A 26,437-nucleotide genomic window follows, 5' to 3' on the forward strand; every position below is an offset into this window, starting at 1 on the left:
TCTCCTTCTTATTTAACTTGCGTGCCTTCGCGCACCAGTCCGGCGCCTTCCGATACGATTTCATCACCTGCTTTCAGTCCGTCCAGCACCACATATTCGCGTCCGTCATTGTTTTCGGCACTGTTATCAGGGTAGAGACAGCCTTCCCGTCCACTACCTTATATACAATCGTCTTATCCTGCATCTTCACGGTGGCCGTCTGCGGGATGGCGATACAGTCTTTATAAATGCTCGGCACTACCACCGTGCCCGAGGCTCCGCTATGAAGCAACCGCGATTCGTTGGGAAACACCACGCGCGCCACCACAGTACCCGTTTGCCGGTCGATGACGCCGCTGATGGATTCGATGACACCTTTCTTATCATAAACCGAATTATCATTGAGGCGCAATTCCACTTCCGGCATGTTCTTCAAGGCTTCGTCCATGTCACCATACTGGCGGGTGAGGGCAAGCAACTGATTCTCGGTCATGGAGAAATAGACATACATATCTGAATTGTCGCTGACCGTAGTAAGCGGATAGGGCATATTGGCACTTACCAATGCGCCTGCACGATAAGGCAATGCACCTACGACTCCGTCACTGGGACTTTTCACTTCGGTATAAGAGAGATTGTTGCGGGCACTGATCTCCTGGGCTTCGGCCTGCGACAGTTGAGCTTTGGCGGTGAGATAAGAATTCTCGGCCGTTTTCAGACTGAATTCCGAAACTACTTTCTGCGCATACAGTTCTTTGTTGCTTTTGTAGGTCAGTTCGGCAGTACCCAGCGCGGCACGTGCTGCTTCCACATTAGCAGTGGCGGTTTTCAGTGCGGCCTTGTAAGGCACTTGGTCGATAATGAAAAGCGATTGCCCGCGGCGTACTTTTTGCCCTTCGGTCACACAGAGTTTCTCAATCGTTCCCGACACCTGCGGATAAATATCAATATCCTGCCGCCCACGTATGCTCGCCGAATAGGAAGAAGAAAATTCCTTATCCACCGCTTCTATCTGCATTACTGCATAAGAAGAAGATTTCACTCCCGCATCCGATGCCTGCTTGCAAGATGCCATCCACACTGTACAACCGACAATCCCTATCAGCCGTATCCATTTTTTGCTTACTGTAATCATACTTTCTCTTTTGGTCTTTTGTTAAATCCTGGACAAAAGTAGGAGAAAAGAACAAGGTAACAGTGACCAATTTCCCTCCATAAATGTCCCATTCTCGCCATTTACGTTTATTACAGCTAACTATTTGGCAATAAACGACATATCAAACAAATCTGAAGAAGTATGGGACATTCTGTTTTCCCGATTATTCACCAACTTTGCAAAAAAAGAACATGGAAAAAGAGAACATTATTACGGTGGATATAGAGGATTTTAAGGACAGTCAGCACGTCCTTGATTATATAGATGATGACTTTGCGATAGTCAACAGTCTCGAGGGGACTCCTTATAGTAATGATACAATCAAACTGAATTGTTTTCTCATCGCGGTTTGCATAGAAGGGTGCATCCAGCTGGACGTCAACTACCGGACCTACAAGTTGCAGGCGGGCGAGCTGCTGCTCGGTCTGCCCAACACGATTATCAGTCATACGATGCTTAGTCCTAAATATAAAGTCAGGCTTGCCGGATTCTCTACCCGTTTCCTGCAACGTATTATTAAAATGGAAAAGGAAACGTGGAATACTGCCATTCATATCCACAACAATCCGGTGAAGTCGGTTGACAACGGGGAGGATCAAACAGTCTTCGGATTCTATCGGGATTTAATTATAGCCAAGATAAACGATGAACCTCATCGCTACCACAAAGAAGTGATACAACATCTCTTCTCCGCTATCTTTTGCGAAATGATGGGGCAGCTTCATAAGGAAATCGAAGCTTCCGGCAACATGGAAGGTTCGAAAGAAGGCATCAAACAGGTGAATTATATTTTGCGGAAGTTCATGGAACTATTATCGAAGGACAAGGGTATGCACCGTTCGGTGAGTTATTTTGCCAACGAGCTTTGCTACACTCCGAAGCATTTCTCGAAAGTCATCAAACAGGCGTGTGGCAGAACTCCGTTGGATTTGATTAACGAAACTACCGTGGAGCATATCAAATACCGATTAAAACGTTCGGAAAAGTCTATCAAGGAAATTGCCGAAGAGTTCAACTTCCCCAATCAGTCCTTTTTCGGGAAATACGTAAAAGCGCATTTGGGAACATCACCGGCCAATTATCGGAACAGAAAAGAAGAATGACAAAAAGAACAGATTCTTATGTTAGACAAATCTTTTTGGGGATCTTGTTCATCTTAATATAAAAAAAGAGTAATAATGTGCACATTATTACTCAATAACACTAAGATAGCTCCCGACTCTTGACTTATACATAAGTCTATATTGCTTTTTCAATTCTTTAGAGAGAAAAGAATGTTCAATCAGTTGATCAGTCAATTCATATATCTTACTATATTTTTCGAGACAAGAGTTTACCAAACGCTCGGGTAGACCTATTTTTAAGCCAAAGTGATAAAAAGTCTTCCCAGTAACCGCTGATGCACCACCGAAATAATCCGGTTCAGGATTAACAAACAAACCTTTGCTCATGGCAAAGATACCATCGTTTATATGGAGATGAGTATTCAATAAATCGTAAGCAGGAGATAGGCGGAATCTTCCTTTCTTCTCTTCCAATAAAGAAAAGTTCTTTAAATGGGCATCGCCGTTAGAATAGACAAAGTTGAACAAGATAAGTTCAAAAAAACGCAATTTATCCACTTGGGGGACAGAGCTGTATTTATCTATAATTCTTGCAAACTCTTCATAGGCCAGATTGTCATATTTATAATCGGAACCTCCATTTTTCCTGGTAAGCCCGGCTAAAGAAGCAAAATCCTCCTTTTGTAACTTTCCTTTCTCCGACAAATCAAAACGTCGTACAAAATAAGCAGGGGTTCCGTCCTGAAAAAAGCATAATCCATTAGGAGCTGTCGGAATCCCATATACTTGCGCAGCTATCTGCATTGTCAAATGTTCGTTAGCAGGACAAAACTCCTTGTTACGGAGATTATTGGGAACAGGCTTTAATATGAATTCGCCCTGTTCTCCCTCTTTGGTCAATCGCAATATCCCGTCATCGGCAACTAAAGAATACTTAATCTGGACTCCAGAAACGGATATGCGTTTGCTATTGTTATTGAAGAGATCAATACCGACATTATCGTCAAAATGCCTGTAAGGTAATTCACAAGATATATTTTTCCCATCAGAAAGCTGCTTCAAGGCTTTGGGTGAATATCCGCTTTCTCCACCAGTCTCCCGTAAAAGTGAGGGACAAATATGAATATCAGTTTCCATTATCACATTTTTTTAATTGTTATTGCTCCGATTGTATCTGTATGGGCAGTAGCCAGAAGAATACCAAAATCATCCTCTTCATCAATATGCAGGTTTCTAGCTTGAATAATCCGATTATCCCCTTCAGATGTCATATTAAAAAAGACAGGGAAAAGATAGGAAGAGGTATATTCCTGCTGTGTCTTGGGCATGGTCAGTGAGACAGCTGGGAGTTGTGGATTATTATAATAGTCCGTATCATAACAGAATGAATAGTGTTCACGATCTATTTCTGTTAACAGACCGGCATAAACACCTTTTATATAGACTTTGGCAGATCGACTCATATGTGTGTCTATTATTGAATATGAATACTAAGTCCTAAAGTTTTCAGGACATTAAAAAGAACATCGAAGCGGGGATTACCACTTCCACGTTCCAAGCGGACCAAAGCGTTAATCCCTATTCCTGCAAGAGTGGCCAACGTAGACTGATCCAACCCCAACTCCTTACGCCTTTCGCGAATATGTTTTCCTATCTCTATTAAATCCATAATTCACCATATATAGAAACTTTCTCACAAAGATAGAATCTTTTTAGTATAAAAACAAGTAAATTCACCATATACAGTGAATTTGCACATAAATAGCATAGTATTAAAGCATACTATCATGCTTTTCACCATATATGGTGATTTAAAAGAGATACATGCTTATAAAGGAAAGACATTGATTGCTGAAAGAAGTGCCAACATGAAGAATTGTATATTTTACCTATCCTGCTCTTTATATTTCGAGCCCTTCCTTGCACTTCATGAAAAACGCCCTCCATTTAGAGTTACAGATTTCGCAAATAACACAAAATAGGCATTATTAGCAAACAAGTTACAATAAAAGCAGTTAATCAAAAGCATAAATAGCTATCATATCACAAAGGATATATCAGATTGCTATTTATAAATAGGCAGTAGAAAAAGACAAACCAGCTCAATATATCCTCTTCAAAAACCAAGTTTAGCTTCCTTTAAAAGAAACCGATGGTTTGATTATAGCAAACGGACGGTTTGTTTAAACCAAACGGAGGGTTTGATTACGGCAAACGGATGGTTTAGTTACACCATATCGTGCATATTTCAAGGAAATAAATACAAGATAAAGAGAGATAATGCATATTCTTGCAATTGTTCATGCAGTTTATTTTCTGTTTGGCCCTTTTCTTTCTTTCCTTTTTTCGTGAATATCTTAAAAACAGAACAGATTCCCCGTTATATGAAAGTACCTTGTATCCGGAGACAGGCAGAAACTTTCATATAACGGGGAATTCTATTTCATATTCTCAATGAAGAGAATCCATGAAGAGAATCAACGATTCTCGGTATCTTTCATACAACGCACGGAGAATGCATGGGAACGACCGGAGGAATGTGTCCAGGTCTTATCGGAGACTTTATAATACAGAGAAGTAGCTCCCTGATCCTTGTCATTTCCATAACTGCTAGCCGATGAGTTAGACCAATAGCAAGCGGCACCCTTAGCGGTATCCAATCCTGTATTGTTGCCATTATTACCGCCGTTGGAACCCCACTTACAACCTGCCAACGGCCAATATGCGTAATTCGTACCGTCATAGCAATATTTAAATACCGCAGTTGCGCTCTGTTTCACAAATTCTCCTTTCTGCTCTATCTCATCCAATACTCGGGGAGACACAACCCGGTAACCTTTCGGACAAGGATCATAAATAGATTTATGACCGTCAGAAGGATTGAGATAAGTGCTCGATTCATTCGGGTTACCCCAGAAGTCATCTTTACGATCGGTACGTGCACCGGTCCATGCACCCAGATACCAGTCGGATTTTGTATTATCCACATTATTGGTATAAAGCAACGCACGGGGATTTTCTATAGAGAAGCGGATGTTGGTGGCTTCGGTAGGTATATTAGTACCCACGGTTCCCGACCAGCCGACCGGCGTAGGACGTCCCCATTGGAAGTAAACACCGTTTTGCTTCCAGTTGTCTCCTTCACACGTCATATAAGTACCCAGATTACGATCCAACACTACATATCCCGTATTACCATAAGGATGTTCTGCCGGAGTAGGGGTCATCCAGATAATAAAACTCCAGATGACGGTAGTCTGATCCGCTCCATAGATAGCCACCTGACCGCAACCGCCAGGTAGTCCGGCGTATGTTTGAATCCCTGTTACCGTAATCGTATAATCACCATTCACAGGAGTAATATCTGTAGCAGAGCCATTTACCCGAACCATTTTATTCGCATTACCCAAATCGCAATTAAGTATAGTCTTGGCATACTTGGGTTCTTCCACTTCCATGAAATTACCACGGGCTTTCACATTTATCACATTATCCACACCTTCTGTTGAAATATTCGTCAACAGACAGTTGGACTCGCCATAAGCCCATCCTCCTGCCAATAAACGTGTCTCTACCGGCTCATACCATTCGCAGGAGTTATCCGAAAGTTTCAGGTTGTTGACAGCAATCGTATTGACAGCATTGGCTTTCAGTTGCTTTCCTTCTTTGAGAATAGGAATGGTAACAGTCTGCTGGTCATTTTCCAAAGTGATGACAATGTACACCTCTTTGCCGCTTAAATCGGCAGGATACGTAGTCAGGTATATATCCTGTGCGGAAGCGAGCAGTTCGGGAGTAGTCAGTGAAACAGTAGCATACGGTTTCACATCCGTACCGTAGGTCAGTTCGTCCGTATCCAAATCTGCTGTGAATACACCGGAAAGAGGAGTTTTTGTCTCCTTGTCATATAAAGAAACACTCTTTAGCTTGTACGTAGAAAGCTCCTGGGACGAGATGCTGAACTTCACATAAGCCATCGCATGGTTCAACGTAAATTTAGCAAGCATATCCGGACTGCTGACCGTAGCCTTGGCAAACGCAAAACCATACTTTCCAATATGATGGCTATCGCCGGGACGACTTTGTTCCTGCTCAACAGACAGGGTAGAAGTAATCTTGTTGCCATTTTCGGCCAGTTCCGTACTTGCTCGATAAGGATAGTAAATAAGAAGTTCCGTAGCTCCTTCTTCCGCCATCTTCACGTCGTCCGAAGTAAAGACGCCGGAGTTCTGCCCGATCGACTCATCACTCAATAAAGACTGCACATTATTGATGTCGGTCCCTGCCGTACGGGAGAAAACACCCAAGGCATCCCCTTCGCTCCAAATCACCGGATAAACATCCCCTGTTTTGTCACCGATAGAAACACGTGTCTGCGGAGACGAAAGTCCAACCAATGTCAGACATGAACCTGCCGTTGCCGGTTCTTTGCCGTTATCGGACGAAATAAGTTCGTCCTGCGTGCAACTTGTCATCATGAGAATCATTGCACCTATTGCAAATAATCTATTTTTCATACCATTCATTCTTTTGAGTTACACCATTCTTTACCATTCATTCTCTTCCAGATCACCGGCAGAACCGCCGTCACTCCATGCTCCTTCCGTTCCTGAAGCTTTCCAGGTCTGGAAAGCGGAACACACGGCACGCCCTTCGGCATTATAGGCGATGATCGCACTGATGTAATTCACTCCCGGACGTAATCCTTCGGTGATTTTACGCGTATAGGGCAGAGATACGGGTTCTCCGTTCTCTTCTACAAATTTCACCAGTTTCACTTCAATGTTATAGTCAAAACCGATGTCGGCCACCGGATAGAATTCAATGACTTTCGCTCCGAACGTAGTTCCTGTTTGCTGCTCGGAAGTAATCAGAGCCGTATTGTCCGCAATCTCCGAAACTGTCAGGTTCATGGTGGGAATGACACGCGGAGCCGAATCATCCTTGTCCGAGCAGGAGGCAGTTATCAGCAGTAGTACGAAGATAAATGCCATATTTATATATAAGTTCTTCATAATCATATTGTATTAGTTTTATTTTTGTAGATTCTTATACCGCAGCAATGCTTCTAAAAAGTAATAATCGGCATACGTCAGGGGGACATCCACTTCGCTTTTATCAGGAAGTGCACCCACGCTGTGCTTCAGGATGAAACATTCGTTCGTACCCGGTTCTGCCAGATACTCTTTCGAGGCAAGCGTACGGAGTTGCTTTTCTGCCATGGCAAGATAAGATTCCTTGGCCTCCGTGCCGGGGATATAACGGCTTAGTTCGATAAAGGCGGAGGCCATGATAGCCGCTGCGGAAGCATCCCGATAGGTCTGTTCTTCTACCGGAGCGTCGAAATCCCAGTAAGGAATACCGTCGGCAGGCAAACGGCGGAGCAGCATATCGGCGATATGCCCGGCTTGCAACAGATAATTCTGATACCCCGTCAAGCGGAACATCATCGTATAGCTATACAAGGCCCATGCTTGTCCGCGGCTCCAGGAGGAATCGTCCGAGAAGCCCTGCACCGTTTGCTTGCCGCGCACTGCACCTGTTTCAGGGTCATAATCCACCAGATGATACGTGGAATAATCATCCCGGAAGTGATGCTGGATAGTGGTATTGGCATGCGTACAGGCAATGTTCTGCAAAGAGTCGTCGGCATAGGCTTTCGACATGGACAACAGCAGTTCAAGATTCATCATATTGTCAATAATCACCGGGAACTTCCAGTCACAGCCTTTGCGCACAAAGTCCCAGCTACGAATCACACCGGCAGCAGGATTGAAGCGGGTTGACAAGGACTTGGCGCCCTGATAGAGCACTTGTTTATAAGCCTCATTACCTGTCAGCCGGAAAGCATTGCCATAACTGCAATTCAACTGGAAACCGACATCATGATCTCTGGTCACGTATTGTATAGAGTCGAGTTTCAGCGTGTTCTTCTCGGCCAGTGTTTTCACTGCGTCCTTCCGGGTATATTCGTAGATATACCAAAGGGAACCGGGATAGAAGCCGCTGCACCACCAATAGATATTTGAGGGAACAAACTCACCGTCGGCAGAGAGCGTGCGGGGAAGTGTCTTTTCTGTCAGGCGGGTGTCCATAGTCGTGTATTGTTGCTCCGCAACGGCAAATACACGGTCAATCAATGCCTCCATCGGCTCCTGCTTCGTGCAGGAGGCCAATGTCAAAAGTCCGAGTATAGATATTAATAGGATTCTCATACGTTCCATTCTTTTTTATTTAGGGGACAGGGTTGTGGTAAATGTGGCGGTCTGATTGGCGGTGACCGTTGCTTCAAAGCCGACCATATAGGTGCCCGGATTAGCCTGGTCATAAGAGTTCTCACTGGTGGTACTCCATTGCTTGTAGGTAGGCTTCACGCTTCCGCTGGCTGTGAGATACATCACTTTGCTTCCGTTCGTTAGTACGATGCGGTTACTTTCCACCGTCGGAACGGCAGGCGTCACCATACACCAACGCACTTTGGCGGATTTATCCGTTCTTGCCTTGATCTCATCCATAACCACTAAATCTTTATCGTTCACGATTTTCACGGTACGGGTAGCGGACGCAGCCTGATCGGACACAACTTCTGTCAGATCGAAAGTGGCTCCCAATTCCGTAGCGGTATTGATAGTAGTAGTCAGCGTAGCCGCCCCATTTACCCGGTGACGGGCGTCATTAATTGAAATCGTGCTATGATTCAAGTTATTCAAACGAAATACATCCCAACGCATCGAGTTCTGTCCCATATCCCAAAGATTACCACCTAAGCCGGCTAATACCGACTCGAGCGTTGTATAACTTTGCAGACCGAAATCCATCGACCAGCGTACTCCATACGCGTCGTATACAAACGAACCGGCATCCATGTGTCCGTGGCTCGAACCTGCCTTGCCGCCTTTGATTCCGAGATATTTGTCCGTATCGGTGTATGTCCAGTCGGTATGTACCATCACCACGGGCGTTTCCCCTTTTCCACTCCATAGTTTATTGGAAGGAGCGGAGATTGCGTCCAGATTCAGATTATTGGCAAACGCCATAATCATCGGCAACAGGCGGTTTTCGGCACAAGAAGCGTATTCGCCGTTCTTCAGCATTTTCAGCTCATTATATAATAAGGACGGATTACTGTATTTATCAGCAAACCACCACGAAGCCAATGCCGCGGTAGAAGAGGGGGCACAATCAGAATAATTAAAGAACTTACTGTTCAGGCCTGTCATATACAGCATATACTCTGCCGTCTTGGAGAATCCCGGTGTATCGGAAAGCCCGTTATCCGTGCCAAGCGTACTGTTGAGGGCGGCAAGCATCAATACCTGATAGAGCGTGCCGTAACACCAGTAACCGCTGCCCTCCGGATAGTTGCCGTCGGGAGAATACATCACTTCCAATGCAGGTTTGTTGGATTCTAACGCCTTTTCAATCATGTCCTTTGCTTCGGAAGGATTGTTTTCATAGGAAGCCAGTGCCGCACAAACCAGTCCGCCATTACAAACCTGGTTCCAGTTGTTGGTGGCTTCGTAGAAGTTGAGGTTCCAGTTCTTATCTTGTGCCTGTTGGAAGGCAAACTTCAACAGTGCGTTGGCCGCTTTCGTACGGGTGGCTGCACTTAGTTCGTTGTAAAGCCAGTCGTAGCCGAATGCAACAGCTGTAGCCATTTCGCCCACATCGAGAAAGTGGCGTTTCGAGTTCCAGTCGGGAAAGTTGCAGACAGCGTTCATATCCGTTTCCGCTTTAGTCAGGTATTTGGCATCGCCGGTCATCCGGTAGGCATAAGCACAGGTGAAAATACGCAGTAACGCGTCGCGGGACACATCGAGGATACGTTTGTTGCTGGCATCCAATTTATAAGTCAGTGCCGTGGCGTTCATCCCTTTACTGTTGCATACACTCATAATGGTATTATGGAGCAAGGTCAGATTGGCACTCGAATTGGCATCCACTTTGGCTTTCAACGCAGTGAAGGCCTCGGCGTTCATCAACAGGCGGGGATGATTGTCCGCAGTCAGTTTGGAATAATCCAGTCCGCCCTCCGGCTCCGTGGGATTCGGTTTCTCATGGGTAGATCCCGGACGGAATCTGTTCTCATCTTCATCGGAACAACTAACGGCTGTTCCTACAAAGAAAGCTATGATGATTGTTTTAAAAAGAATCGTTTTCATGGTTCAATGAATTTATTTGTATTACTACTTCAAAGGAATAAGTCGTACTTTCAGTTGCGAGGCACGATTGGCAGGAATCACCGTCTCAAAACCCACGCGGATGGTTCCCGGATTGCGGAAATCATATTCATGCGGGGGCACGTTCGACCAGGTTTTCATTTCTACTTCCGTATCGGCATCTACCGTCAATAGCATCCGTTGTCCGTCTTTGGTTAATTCCATCCGGTTCTTGCCCGTTATTTTGGCTTCCGCCGGAGTGACCATGATCCAGGATACGGCAGCTTCCTTGTCCCCCGTCTCCAACCGGTCGGTTACTTCCAGATGGTCTTTCTGATCCAATATCACGGTGCGGACGACTTTCTTCACGCTGTTGGCAAACACACTCGACAGGTCTACTTCCGCCCCTTTCTGTTTCTTCGACTCGAAAGTACGGGTGATCGGAGCATTACTCTTTACCAAATGGCGTTCGCCGTTAATCGTCAGGGTGTTGTGAGCGATATTGCTTAGCCGGAATACTTCCCAGCGTTGTCCGTTCTGCGACATATTCCACAGGTCTACTCCCTTACTTTCGAGCGTGATGTAACTCTGCATACCCAAGTCCATCGCCCAACGCACCCCGTCTCTCTCGAAGATAAACGAACCGGCATCCATGTGCGCATGAGAGGTAGAAGGCGAACCGCCTTTCACTCCCAGATAGGTATCTTCCTTGCTGTCCCATCCGCCACGGTAGATAAACACAGGCGTATCTCCTCGACTGAACCAAAAGTTTTTCTTCGGCTTGCCGATATGCTTCAAATCGAGCTGCGAACAGAACACCATCAGGCTGGGCAGTAAACGGTCTTCGGCAAACGGCATATCCGGCCGGTCGAGATACTGACGTTCAATCCACAACAGGGAAAGGTCTTTCGCTTTGCCTGCAAACCAAAACATCATCATGTTGCACTCCGCCTCTACCGGAGAATCCGAGAAACAGAAACAGTCTCCACCCGGAGCCGTCATATACTGCATGAAACGGGCAGACTCCATGAAGCCGGGGGCTTGGGAGAGCCCATTGTCTGTGCCGAAAGCACTTTCGAGCGCAGCAATGAGCATTACCTGAAAACTTGTCCCGTACCCCCAATATCCGAACCCTTCGGGATAACCTCCGTCGGGGCCATAACCTACCATCGCTTTCGGATTTGTCTCCATACATTTCTCAATGATGCCTTTCGATACTTCCGGAATCTCTTCAAAAAGAGCCAGCGCGCCATACGCCAATCCACTATTACATACGGAATTCCAGTTGTTCTTGGCTGTATAGAACCAGGCATGACGGGTGTTCTTTGCCGCGTCGAAGCCTTTCGCGATGATTGCTTCGCGCACTACCCGGCGGGTGTCGGGCTGCAAAGAATCGTACAGCCAGTCATAACCGATAGCCAATGCCATTACCATCTCACCCACATCCAGGAAATGAGTGGGGTTCCAGTCGGTGAAACGACTGACGGCCAGCATCTCCTGTTCCGCACGGTGAGCATATTTCTTATCTCCCGTCATACGGTAAGCGTATGAGAGGTAATAGATACGCTTCAATGCGATGCGCGAAATCGCCAGCAGGCGTTTGCCCTCCTTGATACGTTCCACAGGTGGTTCCGTAAGTGTCCGGTCGCAAAGTTCCATGATCCGCTGGTGAACAGTGGCCAACGGGGGATACTCCGCAATGGCTTTCCTGATGGCTTCTTCTCCTCCCGCCGGCAATAACAACCGGGGATGAGGCGCTATCTTGCCATAATCAAACTGTTGCGCAACTACACCCGTGCAACCGGATACAAAAATGAGTAATAGTAAAAGTATTTTCTTCATCCTTATTCAAATCTTTATGATTAATACGCCCAACCGCTTCGTTTAGTCAGGTTCGGGTTCTTTTGCGTTTCAGAGATAGGAGCAGTCCACGGCCACATGTAATCGGTGTAATACCAGTTATACTCTACCATATCGCCCCACCAGGACTTGCCGCCATTCACGTCTTTCCCCTGGAATTTGGTTTCTTTGTAGGTTCCCCAACGTACTTCGTCGAAGAAGTTAATTCCCTCCAGGCAGAATTCCACGCGACGTTCGTAACGTATCCTTTCGAGCATGTCTTCCTTTCCGTTCACTGCGCACGGGCCGCTTCCGCCCTCTGTCAGTGCAGGCATGTGGGCACGGGTACGTACTTTATTCACCAAACGGATGGCTTCTCCCAACTGATCGGTCTGCGCCAATGCTTCGGCATACTGCAACAGTACATCGGTATAGCGAATCAACGGCCAGTCGGTATGGCAACGGCTCCGGCTAATCAAACGGCCTTTCTCAAACTCATTGTACTTGCGATAGCAGTAGAAAGCAGAAGTACGTTTATCGAGCCAGAAGTCTCCGCCATTCGTTCCCTGTTCCTTCAACGGCCAACGGAGTTGTTTACCGATCTGGTTAGCATCTCCTGCATAATTAGGCTTGTAACAGTCCACCGGCACATAAGGAGTGACGACGGTCTGTTGCAGACGCGGGTCACGACTGTCATACGCCTTTTTAATACGGGCTTCATTACCGCTGTTGAGGTAATATTTCTGATAGATATCTTCGCCTACCCGTTTGATAAGGGCATTTTTTTGTGAGGACATGGATTCCAATCCGTCACGGCAGAAAAAGATTTCACGTTGTTGCGGAGTCAGTAAGTCCCAATCTTCCAAGCCGTCTACTTCCGACCATTTGAAGTCCGATCCGTCCGCGTTCTTATAGTAGTCCACAAAGTCTGCGGAAGGTTTTATTTCCGTCCAGCCATCATACGTATCGCGGGCACCGGTCATTTGCTGAATGTTATCACAATAACCGGTTTCTTCGCTGAACTGGAGCGAGAAGATCATTTCTTTATCCTTTTCGTTTTCATATTTGAAGAAGTCGGCATATTCGCCTGTCCACAAGCCATAACCGCACGCTTCCACTTCTTTGAAATCGTTGCCTGCTTCCTTGTATTGCTTCTTCCACATATATACCATACCACGCAGGGCATAAGCGGCTCCTTTAGAGGGACGGCCGTAGTTTTCATTCAGCGTGTTATTGGGGAAGTCGGGATTGTTGATGCAATACGTCAAATCATCCAGAATCACTTGCCATACCTCATCCACCGAAGATTGGCCACGGGTACAGTCTTCGTTATTGATAGGTTCCAGATAAACGGGGACACCTTGATAAAGCATATTCAGACGATTGTACGCCCAGGCACGAAGGAAGCGGGCTTCGCATTGGTAACGCGCCAGTTTATCAGCGCTCATATCCGCTTTATGCAGATTGGCAATCGCATCGTTACACGCATGGATGATGGTGTAACAGAACTTCCATTCATACCACACCTGAAAGTCATTGGCAGGCTTGGTAGCCAGCGAAAGCAGTTCCACCGGATAGTTGTTGGAATAATAATCGGTTGCAAAGCTCATAGCTTCGATTCCCTGACGGTTCAGTCCGTCGGCACGGCGAAGCTGGGTAGAGGAGAGTTGGGTGGCATAGAACGGGAAGTAGAGTCCTGCCATTCCCTTGTCGGCAAGCTCCTCCGTGGTCCACATGTTTTCACTTGCAATCTGGTCTTCCGGAGCCACATCGAGAATATCCATGCAGGAGGTAGCCGCCAGCGCCATCGTTAAAATCATTAATATCTTTTTCATATCAGATTCTGTTTTTTAGTTCTACATCATTAAAAGGTAATCTGTCCGCCAAAAGAAATCTGACGCATCAACGGATAACCGATTTCTGTTCCTATCTCCGGATCGAGTCCCGGATAGCTGGTAATCGTCAGGATATTGTCCATCGACACGAAAGCACGGAGTTTATTAACAAAGAACTTGCTGGAAATCCGTTGCGGCAACGTATAGCCGATTTGGATATTCTTCAACTTGAAGTAGTCGCCCTTATATTCGTTCCAGTCGCTCTGGATTCTGTTATTATAGGTAGTACCGTATGTCAGGCGGGGATATTTGCCCCACTGGTTGGTGCGCGGATCGTCCGGGTTGGAAGGATCGAAGAAGTAATGGTTATCGGCGATATGCTCGATAATGCCATATCCGTGGCTGACCAGTGTCGAGTTGTAGTAATCCGTATTCCAGTTGAGGTAATGCCCGAAAGCTCCCGACCATAACATGGAGAAATCAATGTTCTTGTAAGAGAAGGCACAGTTGAAGCCCAGGTTGAATTTCGGGACACTGGTGTGTCCGGAGAAATCCCGGTCGTTCGTATCACCGTAGTTCATATCACCGTTGCTGTCGGCATAGAGTATGTCACCATACCAAAGCTGGTCTTTGGCAACCGTCTTCATTCCTCCGAACGAATAACCGGAGTCAATCATGGCCTGCACCCATACCATATCTTCTTTCGTACGTATCATTCCGTCCTTCGGTCCCGCATGGATATCCACCGCACCTCCGGTATAGCCTTCGCCGGAACCTCTGTACACCTTATACATATAGGTTTCTCCCAGTTGGCGGCCTTCGCAGATGTAGCCTCCGAAACCAGATTCAGACACATCACTGAAGTTGTTGACATAGCTCACTTTGTTTCCCTGTGCATCATACGTCCAGTATTTCTGGAGTTCGCCTTTGAACTTCATCACTTTGTTGGCGTTGAAAGAGAAGTTCATACCCACTCGGTATTCGAAATCTTTTCCGATACGGTCGTTCCAGTTGAGGGTAAATTCAACACCACGGTTGCGCACTTCACCCAAATTCTCGGGAGCAGAGCCTACAACACCCATCGAAAGATAGAGTTCGGGATGGTAGAGAATGTCCGAAGTATACTTATTATAATAGTCTATCTCACCCGTCAGGCGGTGGTTGAAGAAGCCGAAATCAAGTCCGATGTCGGTGGTGGCGGTACTTTCCCAATGCAGCTTGTCGTTGCTTAGTTTCTTGCGTACCAATCCTTTGGTTCCTTCACCGTCGATTACAACATTGCCTGTGGCGTAGTTTGCCTGCCAGTCGTAGTTGCCCGTAGAATTGTTACCTGTCTTTCCCCAGGAAACACGCAGTTTCAGGTTGGAGAGATAGTCCGATGCTCCTTGCATGAACGATTCTTCCGAGATACGCCATCCACCGGAGAACGAAGGGAAATACCCCCAACGCTGGTTCACACCGAAACGGGAGGAGGCATCGGCACGAAGGTTGGCTTCGAAGAGATAACGTCCTTTATATCCGTAGTTGACACGGCCGAAATAAGAGAGCAATCCCCATTTGGCGGGTGCCGAGCTGGAAGAGCTGACGAGCGTCTCGTAAGTGCTTAATTCGTTCAGCGTCCAGTCCGTAGCGCCTTTACGGGAAACGGCAAAGCTCTTGCTGTAATATTCCTGTGCGGAATATCCGAGCAGTGCGCCCAGGTCGTGGTCTTTCTTGATGGTTGTATTGTAGCGTACCAGTATTTCGGCACTCTGACGCCAGGTGCGTGCACTCGTATTGGTGATGGAAGCGTTCTCCAACGCGCTTTCGCTGACACGCTGGTCGGTGACGTAGTCCCAATAACCATTTTGGCGGCTATAAGAAGACTTGTCGGTGAATGTCGGCGAATAGTTGAATGTACCTTCAATGTTGAGCCCTTTATAGGGAGTGATAATTCCGTAGACTGATGCGTTGAGACGCCAGACGGTATTGAAACCGGTGGCTCCTGCCATCTGACCAAAGATATTATTGGCATTGGAAGATTCTTCGCTGGCCAGTGCGGCACGTCCCCAGTAGTTCGGTTCGCCGGGGTATACACCCGGAGTGGTCTGATAGAGATACTTGAATCCGTTGCTGATATTAGCCATCCCGTAATCTTGCTTTTGTCCGTAGAGACGGGTGCCGACAGTCATCCATTTCACTATCTTGGCTTCCAGGTTGGTACGGAAATTGATTTTCTGCGTACTTGAGTCGAGGTTCCAGCGGTTCATGACTCCCTGATTGTCAAGATAGCCCAATGAAAGCATGTATTTCACTTTCTCCGAACTGCCGGAGACAGACAGGTTGTGCTCTTGCGAATATCCGGTGTCGAATACTTCGTCGAACCAATCGGTGTTGGGATAAGCTACGTAATTGGGTACTCCGTACTCGTTCAACCCGTTCGGATCGGCAGAAGCAGCCCTCCAGCGGTCAATGCTTTCCTGCGAGAAGATGCCTTTGGTATTCACATTGTCGCAAGCCTCGTTCACCAGTCCCATATAGCGGGCATAGTCGCTCACGAAAGAGAGGTTATTGTAAGGCATCTGCACAACTCCCGAATAAGAATAGGAGATTTGCGGTTTGCCTTTCCCGCTTTTGGTGGTGATAAGGATGACTCCGTTGGCGGCGCGCGTACCATAAATAGCTGTGGAGGCAGCGTCTTTCAGTACGGAGATGCTTTCGATGTCGTTGGGGTTCACATTGTCCATGCTCCATTCGATACCGTCCACCAGGACCAATGGGGAGTTGGTATTGAACGTACCGTTACCGCGGACGCGGATGGTGGCACCGTCCGAGCCGGGTTGTCCCGAAGCTTGTGTGACGTTCATACCGGCGGCAAGTCCCGAAAGGGCGGAAGAAACACTCATGATGGGTCGTCCTTCCGTCTGGTCGGCAAAGTTGATGGAAGTCACAGAACCGGTCAGGTTCACTTTCTTCTGTACACCGTAGCCCACTACCACTACTTCATCCAGCACTTTCGTTTCCACTTTCATCTGTACATCAAGTTTCGTACGCCCGTTCAGGAGAAGCGTGGTGGTCTGATAACCAATGTAACTGAAAGAAACGGAAGGTTTGGCAGAAGTTGTTTTTAAGGTGTAGTGTCCGTTCAGGTCTGTCAGGACACCGTTTGTTGTACCTACTTCGACGACGGAAACACCCGGCAGGGTTTCTCCATTCTCATCGATCACTACTCCACTTACCGTGGCAGATGTTTGTGCCCACACCACATCTGTCAGTAAAAAGAGCAAAGCCAATAAAAATAATAGATAATGCTTCTTTTTCATTTTATTAGATTTAATGAAACAATTAGGTTGTTAAATACTCACCCTGCAAAGAAATGGGATATTTAGCCAATCTAATAATACTGTTTAGGCGATTGATGCCACTAATTAATAAAATTCGGAGGAGAATGGAAAGGAAAAACAATCTTTTAAGAATTCGACTAGTTTTTATCAGAAAATGACTAGATAATTTTATTCCATATTTAAAAATAGGTTGTATTTTTGCCCGATACCTAATAACTATTCGTCGAATATCTAATAAAAACAGTATGAAAAAACATTTTCTACTTCTTATTTTATCACTTTTATTCCTGCCGATTGCACAAGGCAAAGTAAAACTTCCTGCAATGATGGGAGATCACATGGTACTTCAACAGAACAGTTCCGTTAAGTTATGGGGTTGGGCAGACGGTAAGAAAGTAACTGTCACCACTTCGTGGAACAACCGGACCTATCAGGCATCTACGGATAAAGACGGGACTTGGCTGGTGAAAGTAGACACTCCCGAAGGGGGGTATACTCCTTATTCCATTACTATCAGTGACGGAACTCCGGTCACTCTCTCGGATATACTGATAGGAGAGGTATGGATCTGCTCCGGACAGTCGAATATGGAAATGCGTATGATGGGAAATACGGCACAACCCATTGACAACTCACTTGAAACGCTGCTGAATGCAGGTAACTACCGTGACCGTATCCGGTTTATCACCGTGCCAAGAATAAAAGATGTACAGCGAAGGGCGGACTTTAAAAAAGAAAAATGGAAAGTCTCCACTCCTGAAACAACTATTGATTGCAGTGCAACAGCTTATTTTTTTGCCAAACAAATTACCGAAACTCTAAATCTACCGGTAGGATTGGTAATCAATAGCTGGGGAGGTTCCCGAATTGAATCCTGGATGACCGAAGAAACACTGTCATCCATTCAAGGAATAGATATAGAGACAGCCAAAAGTTCTAAACTGGATGTACGTAATCGATTAGGGTGTCTGTATGATATCATGTTATGGCCTGTCAAAAATTATACAGCACGTGGATTTCTTTGGTATCAAGGAGAATCGAACATTTTCAATTATCAATTCTATGCTCCGATGATGACTGCTATGGTACAACTATGGAGAAATGTGTGGGAAGCGCCCGATATGCCTTTCTATTATGTGCAGATTGCTCCTTACAAATATGAAAACAGCCGGAATACAGGTGCCGCCTTGCTGCGTGAAGCACAAGTGGAAGCACTGAAAACAATCCCTAATTCGGGCATTGTACCCACTACGGATATCGGTGATGAATTCTGCATCCATCCGCCACAGAAGGATGTAGTAGGGCTTCGGTTGGCTACGCTTGCACTGACTAAGACATACGGTATCCGCCGGTTGCCATCCAACGGCCCGATGATGACCAAAGTGGACTATGCGGACAAAAAGGCCATAGTGACATTCGATAATGCACCTGCGGGGTTGTTCCCTACTTTCTCCGAACTGGAAGGATTTGAGATTGCGGGAGCGGACAAGAAGTTCTATCCGGCGAAAGCAAAGATTGTAGGACGTACCAACACAGTAGAAGTGTGGAGTGAAGAGATAGCCCAGCCGGTTGCCGTGCGCTATGCTTTCCGTAATTATGTGGGAAATATCACGCTACGGAATACTTTCGGATTGAGTGCTTTCCCGTTCCGCACAGATACGTGGGATGATGTGAAATAAAGGCTTCTATAAAGAGGGTAATTACCCTGTTTACAGGAGCTATATATCCAATCTGTTGGGCATATATGCCCAGCGTGTTGGGTATATATATCCAACGTATTGGGCATATAGATCCACTACGCAGGATATATAGCTCCTGCAAACAGGGGATATAAAGAAAGGAAATTATGAAACGATCCATCTTATCTATATGTATACTGCTGGCATCGGTTTCTCTGGTCTTCGCCAATATCTACAAGAAATATGACGTTAGATCGGGGTTATCGGGCAACTGTGTCCGGAGCATCCTTCAGGATAGCATCGGCTATATGTGGTTTGCAACGCAGGACGGGCTGAATCGTTTCAACGGTATCGAGTTCACCAACTACGGACATTCGTCAGAAAACGGCGGAAACAGCTATATGAATATAGTAACGATTTGCCGCCATCAGGATAACAATCAGATTTGGGTGGCAAGTACGGAGAAGCTGTATTTATTCGATTCGTGGGAAGAGAAGTTCTCCGTATTCGATAAACAGACGGAAGACGGGGTGTCAGTCAACAGCGTCTTCGGAATGGCATACGACAATGACGGGCAGTTATGGATCGGAACAACCAACGGGCTGTTTGTCTACAACGAGAAAAAAGGTACGTTGAGGCAATATCTGCATTCTCTTTCCGATCCTCATTCATTGCCGGATAATCACATATGGGTGATTTATAACGACTCGTTCGGGACTATCTGGATAGGTACCCGGAATGGGCTGGCGAAATACAACCAACGTACGGACAACTTCACAGGATATATATCCGAGGGCACTTCTTTCGGACGTCCTGCCTGCAACGAGATTATCTCTTTGATGGAAAGTTCGCAGGGAGTATTATGGGCGGGTACATGGTACGGGGGACTGGCACGTTTCAATAAAGAGACAGGGCAATTCCGCTATTACTTCGGAGAAGGGGACACGCTTACCATTCCGCGCATCCGCACCTTGTTTCAACGGACAGCCAACTCTTTCTATCTCGGCTCCGACGACGGACTTTATACATTCAACACCACGACAGGAGAATGTCTGCCTACCGACGACGGACAAAATAAAGAAAGTATCTATGCCTGTTATCAGGATAGGGAAGGGGGAATCTGGATCGGGACTTATTTCAGTGGAGTGAGTTACCTGTCTCCCAAGCATAAGGATATCGAGTGGTATTATCCCAATGGTACGGAAAATTCTCTTTCGGGAAATGTAATCAGCCAATTCTGCGAAGATCCCGATGGCAACATTTGGATTGCTACCGAAGACGGGGGACTGAATCTCTTTGATCCCCGCACGAAAAAGTTCAAGAACCATCTGTTGAGAAGCAGTAACCCTAACATCGGTTATCACAATATCCATGCACTACTATACAATGAAGGAAAATTGTGGATTGGCAGTTTCTCACGGGGATTATATATCCTGGATACTCAAACGGGAAAAATGAAAAACTATCGCCATAACCGCGCAAACCCACATTCAATTCCTAACGACCATATCTACTCCATCTATCAAACGAAGGATGGCAGCATTTATCTGGGAACGCTTTCCGGATTCTGCCGGTATGACCCGGAAAGTGACTCTTTCCGGACATTGGAACCTTTAAGCCATATCTTTATCTACGATATGGTTGAAGACCAACATGGGGACATGTGGCTGGCAAGCAAAAGGGACGGCATTTGGCGTTACAACCGCCAAACCGGTAAATTGCACAACTATCGCAACGACCCAGTAAATCCTGATTCTCCTTGTAGCAACTGGGTAATCCGTGTGTATATCGATCATAAGCAGCATCTATGGTTCTGTACCGAAGGCGGTGGTATCTGCCGTTATCACTATCAGGAGGACCGTTTTGAAAACTTCTCTACCAAAGAGAATCTGCCAAACAATATCATCTATGGCATACTGGACGACCAATCGGGTAACTATTGGCTTTCTTCCAATAGGGGACTGATCCGGTATGAGCCGCAGAACAAACGGGCACAGCTCTATACCATCGAGGACGGATTACAAAGCAACCAGTTCAATTTCCGCTCTTCCCTGCAAGCCAGTGACGGGAAATTCTATTTCGGTGGAGTGAACGGGTTCAATAGTTTCTATCCGTTCAAATTATCGATTAATAAGGTAAGACCTACGGCGTCTATCTCGGCGGTATATATGCACAGCCCCGACGACAAAGTAAGCCTTAGCAAGCGTATACCTGCTCTTAGCGGACAAGTAACGATTCCTTATCAGGTAGTATCGTTCGACATCGCATTCGAAAGTCTTAGTTATGTGGCTCCCAGCAAGAATTTATATGCCTACAAACTGGACGGTATTCACAAAGAATGGATATATACGGATAAACATAACGTATCTTTTCTCAACCTGCCTCCAGGTGAATATACTTTCCGTGTGAAAGCCAGTAACAACGATGAATATTGGAGCAATGACGACTGTTGCCTGCATATTGAAATTCTTCCTCCACCCTGGAAGACCATTTATGCCAAGATTTTCTATTTACTAATAGCGTGTGGCCTCGCATATTTCCTGATACAGCTTTATTTGCGTAAACAGCAGGCTGTGAAAGCAAGAAAGATGAAAGAGATGGAACAAATCAAGAATCAGGAATTGTTCCAGTCGAAAATTACATTCTTCACCCAAGTGGCACATGAAATCAAGACTCCGGTTAGTCTTATCAAAGCTCCGCTGGAAGCGATTTTGGAAACACATGAATGGAACAGTGAAGTGGAAAGCAACCTGTCTGTGATACAAAAGAATACCAACCGGCTGATGGAGCTTATCAAACAATTGCTCGACTTCCGAAAAGTGGACAAGGAAGGTTATACGCTTTCATTCCATGAAGTGGATATCAACCGGATGATAGAGGACATCATCGACCGTTTCCGTGCCATCTCCCTGACCGGAATCTCTTTCAGTGTCTCCCTGCCGAAAGAACATCTGCAATATAATGTAGACCAGGAGGCGCTGACTAAAATTGTCAGCAACCTGCTGACGAATGCCATGAAATATGCCCGCACCCGCATTATGGTGATTTTGGACGAACATCTGTCTGCAGAAGGGCGTACGCTCTCCTTGTGTGTACGCGACGACGGTCCGGGTATTCCGCAAGAGGAATGCAGCAAGGTTTTCGAACCGTTTTATCAAGTGGGAAACACAGGAAACAACGGTTCGGGAGTAGGAATCGGATTGGGTCTCGTCAAATTGTTGGTGGAAAAGCATAAAGGAAAAGTTTATATCAATCCCGGCTATACGGAAGGATGCGAAGTATGTGTGGAAATTCCGTATTTGGAGAAAAGCATCTCTGTCAGCCCCTCCATTACTTCCATGCCCGACAAGGTTCCCGCTTTGGAGGAAGAAGGCGAACCCGCCGGTTACTCTCTTTTAGTAGTGGAAGACACAACGGATATGCTGGAGTTTCTGGCTAAGAATCTGGGAAATACCTACACCATCCATACAGCCGCCAATGGCAAGGAAGCCTTGGAATGTCTGGAGACAACGACAGTAGATCTTATTATCAGTGACATCGTCATGCCTCACATGGACGGATTCGAATTATTAAAGTCCATCCGTTCCGACAATATGCTTTGCCATATCCCGTTTATCCTGCTTTCGGCACTCGACAGCATCGATTCAAAAATTGCGGGTCTTGACTATGGCGCGGACGCTTATATAGAAAAGCCTTTCTCGCTAAGTCACATGAAAGCCACCATCAATAATCTGCTGGAAAACCGGCGCATGCTGTTCAACCACTTTACAACTGTTCCGAATATGTCATACGACCAGACATTAATGAACAAAACAGACGTGAAATGGCTGAACACGATCAATGAAATCATTACCCGCAATTTCACCAATGAAGAATTTACCATCGATAAGATGGCAGAGGAGATGGCTATCAGCCGTTCCAACTTACAGCGCAAATTGAAAGGGCTGACCGGAATGCCACCCAATGATTATATCCGGTTGATACGGCTCAAAACAGCCGGAGAACTTTTGCGGGAAGGGGAATACCGGATTAACGAAGTCTGCTACATCGTAGGATTTAATAATCCTTCATACTTCGCGCGCTGCTTTCAGAAACAGTTCGGGATATTGCCGAAAGATTATGTGAAGAAAGGAAGCTAGCCTTTCATATAAGAAACCGAACAACCAAAGAGGTATTAATGAGCTGACCGCTCTTGACTTTGCTCACAATATTGAGTTTTTCTTCAAATGAATGTCGCATAAAAAACTGCACTCCTAAAGTTTTGTGTCTAACTTTTGGGGTGCAGTTCAATTATCAGGGAAGTACATTTCTCATCGCAGTGAGAATATACCCTTGTCAGAATAGGCTGAAACAGCTCATGAAGCCAATAAAAGGGCGAGCAATAGAATAGGAAGTAAAACTTCTGAATTCTATTAATTCGCCCTCTTATATTAACTCTCTTACGTATTATCTATTAGAAATATATCCCTGTTGAATTATATTTCAATAAGAAGCTGTTGCCGGAATACCTTCCTTTTCCAATAAAGCCACAATACGGTCTAACTCTTCATGTGTAGCCTTTTGCAAATCGTGGTCGGGAGTCTCCCGGTCGATCGTATAAATCATTACTTGACGGGGAGCGATTTCTTTCACTGCTTCTATCCAGGGGAGCACATACTTGTCGGATGTATTATCCATGTCTTTTCCCTGATAACCTCCTTTCAGGAACATCGTCTGTACGATGCAGTTTCCTTTGAACTCTTTCATCTTTTCGATGATCTTCTTAACAGAGTATTTTCCGTTAGGACGGTCCAACAGATGAATGTATTCTTCATCCACCGTATCCAGTTTCAGGATATTATTATCTATCTTGTTCAGTGCTTCGAATACGGCAGGACGGTCGATAAATGTAGAGTTACTCAATACACTTACTTTCGCTTTTGGGAAATACTTGTCGCGAAGCGCAAGTGTATCTTCTATGATTTCCGGGAAGTAGGGATGCGCAGTCGGTTCACCGTTTCCGGCAAAGGTCAGTACATCGGGAGCGGAACCGTTTGCCTGCATATCTTTCAGTTTCTCTTCGAGAGCCGTGCGGACTTCTTCACGGGTAGGGAGAAGCTTCTTCGTACGACGTTCGGCATTGAAGCCACACTCACAGTAAATGCAGTCGAACGAACAAACCTTACCGTCTTCCGGTAATAAATTGATTCCCAAAGAAACGCCCAAACGGCGGGAATGAATAGGGCCGAAGATGGGTGAAGGAAAAATAATAGTCATTTTATTCTAATTATTTATTCATAAATCATAGCAAAGATAACCCAAAACTTACAGGTTATCCTATCTGTACGACTATTTTTTCACTTAATTCTTCCCATAAGTAAAGTGTACATATCACGCACCTCTGCCTGGGGATGTATCGTACTAAGCTTCTCCAATCTGTTGTACAGACTATGCAATTCATCCTTTAAACGCTTCGTTGTACTAGTATGTTTTGCATTTTCCTGTATTATATCCAACCATGCGTCCAGACATATCAACTGGATATCCATTTGTTCATAGCTTACAGCAGCCGACGGATCAAAATCATTAAACAGCCCTTTATACAAATCCCGGAAGAAATCGTCATCACTATATCCTTTTTGATTACTATGTAATGCTTGCAATCTAAGAGCCGATATTGTTTCTATACTTAGTAAGTGCTTGAACATCTTTACCAATTCCGGATATAGAATGTTATTTCTTGCTTCCAGTAAATTCTCTTTTACATACGTACATTCCATCTTTTCTACAGGATGAAATAAATAGTTATCCAGTTCGAGCATTGCTTGATGTTGTGCATCTGCCGGTTGGGAACTTCCCACTGTTTCAGCTATTCCCATCAGGTAACTTCCATATTGACGAATAGCCTTCCTGTATATATCAGTGAGTGAACTTCCTTTGTCCCTTTTTCCTCCTTTATACACAATCTTATCCAATTGATTTAGTATAATCTGCAGATTTGACACCTTTGCTGCATAATCGGATGGAGGAAGAGAATGGGTCCCATCCGGCAGGTTTTTATCTATCCATCGACGGAGTTGCTCCCGTTCATCATAGCAATTCCTACTTCCTTTGAGAGGATTATAACCAAAATAAATAGCCCGGCAAGCATCTTCCCCTACTTTCACAGTCGTTCCGCACGAGTTTTTGGACAGATTTCCGCGTAAACCTAAAAGATGCCCGATTTCCCCTGTTATTTCATTTTGCAACAACTCTTTTTCCACTTCCTTTGCATAACGGTCGGCTATGATACGCGGATCCGAAGCGCCACAACTCAACAAATAGTCATCCAATTTTCCTTTTTGAAATCCATGTCCGATATTCACCCGACATGACAGTATTTCTCCGGTACGAGGATGACAGGTAAAGTCGCTCTTTATCCCCGGCATCATCAAATCATAAGAAACGAAAGCACGCTGTTCGGCCGGAACAATCTTGCTGTCTGCATACTTCACTTGTAAAGCATCCCGGATACCTGCCTTGCGGAATGCAGTATTCCATACCAATATTCCTTCTTTCACAGCTTGAAAATATTCCTTCGGAAAAAGCGTATCTACATAAAAAATAAGCGGTTTCGACATATCCCAACGAAGAATTAATGAATCTTCTACCATACAATAAGGATCTTGGGAATAATCTTTAAAAGTCAATGTCTGATAGGGTATCCTGTGATCTGCCAGGCGGATCTGATCTTTCTTTTGAGGGAGCAAACGTACTACACAAGTAACCTCCAAAGGTATGCTGCCTTCAGGTAATATAATGGCAGAGCTGGAAAACATATATCTTTCCGCCTCAACCCCGTGATAACGCCTGACCGTAAATGACACCCCTCCTTCAAAAGGATGTATTTTTGTTACCTCTGACAGTTCCGGAACCAACGAACGGATAAAACCATGATTATAGCTGAACCAGTCATTGCCATTTATCAGATATTTTGTTATTCGGATAATGGCTCCTTGTTCTTTCGAATAAGCCACTACCGGATAGCTATCACCGGCAGGTTGTATATTTGACAACGAAAACGACCGCTGATATACACTCTTTTCATCCAGAATACGCTCTGTATAAAACGGCTTTTGGAAACAAATCGTAGCTTTATCAGGAGACATGATGCGTACTACCCCCAAACCGGTAACGGGACGATTCAGTAAATCGAAGCCTCTATCTATCTGTCCGCGAACTTCAATCTCCCGCCCGATATATTCACGGGGTATTTCCAGATAAACCTCCTTCTCCGCTACATATACAGGAAATACACCCTCTATTTTTTTCATTCCGGTGACAAAGAATTCATCAAACGCTTTGACGGAATCTTGTGCCTGGAGCCATGCGGCCATACACAACAATATAATAATCACATATTTTCTTTTATTCATGAGCCTCTT

At 45.5% G+C, this 26,437-nt stretch carries 15 protein-coding genes and 1 pseudogene; 3 read left to right on the top strand and 13 right to left on the bottom strand.

Going from position 1 to position 26,437, the window contains the following annotated elements; genetic code table 11:
* Positions 1-8: 8 nt before the first annotated feature.
* Positions 9-1,114, bottom strand: a pseudogene (locus KQP79_RS05090) (efflux RND transporter periplasmic adaptor subunit).
* Between the two features lie 212 nt (positions 1,115-1,326).
* Between KQP79_RS05090 and KQP79_RS05095 the strand changes: the two are divergent.
* On the top strand, positions 1,327-2,238 hold the full coding sequence (locus KQP79_RS05095) for a helix-turn-helix domain-containing protein (RefSeq protein WP_008641476.1): 912 nt from the start codon (positions 1,327-1,329) through the stop codon (positions 2,236-2,238).
* Positions 2,239-2,325: 87 nt separating this feature from the next.
* Here KQP79_RS05095 and KQP79_RS05100 read toward each other — a convergent pair whose 3' ends face one another.
* The 10 genes from KQP79_RS05100 to KQP79_RS05145 form a co-directional block, all read right to left on the bottom strand.
* Positions 2,326-3,336 (bottom strand): type II toxin-antitoxin system HipA family toxin, encoded by a 1,011-nt coding sequence (locus KQP79_RS05100; protein ID WP_049701447.1) that lies wholly within the window; start codon positions 3,334-3,336, stop codon positions 2,326-2,328.
* A gap of 2 nt (positions 3,337-3,338) precedes the next feature.
* The gene (locus KQP79_RS05105; RefSeq protein ID WP_008016571.1) at positions 3,339-3,662 is read right to left on the bottom strand and encodes a HipA N-terminal domain-containing protein; all 324 of its coding nucleotides are present in this window, start codon (positions 3,660-3,662) and stop codon (positions 3,339-3,341) included.
* An 11-nt stretch (positions 3,663-3,673) separates the two neighbouring features.
* Positions 3,674-3,868 carry a helix-turn-helix domain-containing protein gene (locus KQP79_RS05110; protein WP_004316118.1) on the bottom strand — a complete coding sequence of 65 codons (195 nt, stop codon included), beginning with the start codon at positions 3,866-3,868 and terminating at the stop codon, positions 3,674-3,676.
* Positions 3,869-4,676: 808 nt separating this feature from the next.
* A complete protein-coding gene (locus KQP79_RS05115) occupies positions 4,677-6,716 on the bottom strand; it encodes a fimbrillin family protein (RefSeq protein WP_061447945.1) in 2,040 nt (679 codons plus the stop codon).
* 30 nt (positions 6,717-6,746) lie between these two features.
* Entirely contained in the window at positions 6,747-7,220 is a 474-nt protein-coding gene (locus KQP79_RS05120; RefSeq protein WP_061447914.1) for a hypothetical protein, read from the bottom strand.
* A 12-nt stretch (positions 7,221-7,232) separates the two neighbouring features.
* A complete protein-coding gene (locus KQP79_RS05125) occupies positions 7,233-8,414 on the bottom strand; it encodes a glycoside hydrolase family 88 protein (protein WP_117683662.1) in 1,182 nt (393 codons plus the stop codon).
* A 15-nt stretch (positions 8,415-8,429) separates the two neighbouring features.
* Complete coding sequence (locus KQP79_RS05130; RefSeq protein ID WP_009040677.1) at positions 8,430-10,361, bottom strand: heparinase II/III family protein; 1,932 nt, start codon at positions 10,359-10,361, stop codon at positions 8,430-8,432.
* 24 nt (positions 10,362-10,385) lie between these two features.
* Complete coding sequence (locus KQP79_RS05135) at positions 10,386-12,200, bottom strand: heparinase II/III family protein (RefSeq protein ID WP_061447915.1); 1,815 nt, start codon at positions 12,198-12,200, stop codon at positions 10,386-10,388.
* Positions 12,201-12,220: 20 nt separating this feature from the next.
* On the bottom strand, positions 12,221-14,032 hold the full coding sequence (locus KQP79_RS05140; RefSeq protein ID WP_061447916.1) for a RagB/SusD family nutrient uptake outer membrane protein: 1,812 nt from the start codon (positions 14,030-14,032) through the stop codon (positions 12,221-12,223).
* A 29-nt stretch (positions 14,033-14,061) separates the two neighbouring features.
* Positions 14,062-17,334, bottom strand: a complete 3,273-nt coding sequence (locus KQP79_RS05145; RefSeq protein WP_138343566.1) for a SusC/RagA family TonB-linked outer membrane protein — start codon at positions 17,332-17,334, stop codon at positions 14,062-14,064.
* A 266-nt stretch (positions 17,335-17,600) separates the two neighbouring features.
* Here KQP79_RS05145 and KQP79_RS05150 point away from each other — a divergent pair, with 266 nt between their 5' ends.
* Positions 17,601-19,034 (top strand): sialate O-acetylesterase, encoded by a 1,434-nt coding sequence (locus KQP79_RS05150; protein ID WP_061447918.1) that lies wholly within the window; start codon positions 17,601-17,603, stop codon positions 19,032-19,034.
* Positions 19,035-19,201: 167 nt separating this feature from the next.
* A complete protein-coding gene (locus KQP79_RS05155) occupies positions 19,202-23,173 on the top strand; it encodes a hybrid sensor histidine kinase/response regulator transcription factor (protein ID WP_138343564.1) in 3,972 nt (1,323 codons plus the stop codon).
* Positions 23,174-23,516: 343 nt separating this feature from the next.
* On the opposite strand, the gene KQP79_RS05160 is transcribed toward KQP79_RS05155, so the two are convergent.
* Both KQP79_RS05160 and KQP79_RS05165 read right to left on the bottom strand, forming a co-directional pair.
* Positions 23,517-24,290: a radical SAM protein gene (locus KQP79_RS05160; protein WP_004302827.1), complete on the bottom strand. Its 774-nt coding sequence runs from the start codon at positions 24,288-24,290 to the stop codon at positions 23,517-23,519.
* An 80-nt stretch (positions 24,291-24,370) separates the two neighbouring features.
* Complete coding sequence (locus tag KQP79_RS05165; protein ID WP_004308453.1) at positions 24,371-26,428, bottom strand: DUF5117 domain-containing protein; 2,058 nt, start codon at positions 26,426-26,428, stop codon at positions 24,371-24,373.
* Positions 26,429-26,437 lie beyond the last annotated feature (9 nt).

Source organism: Bacteroides sp. DH3716P (assembly GCF_025914115.1).
Lineage (GTDB): Bacteria > Bacteroidota > Bacteroidia > Bacteroidales > Bacteroidaceae > Bacteroides > Bacteroides ovatus.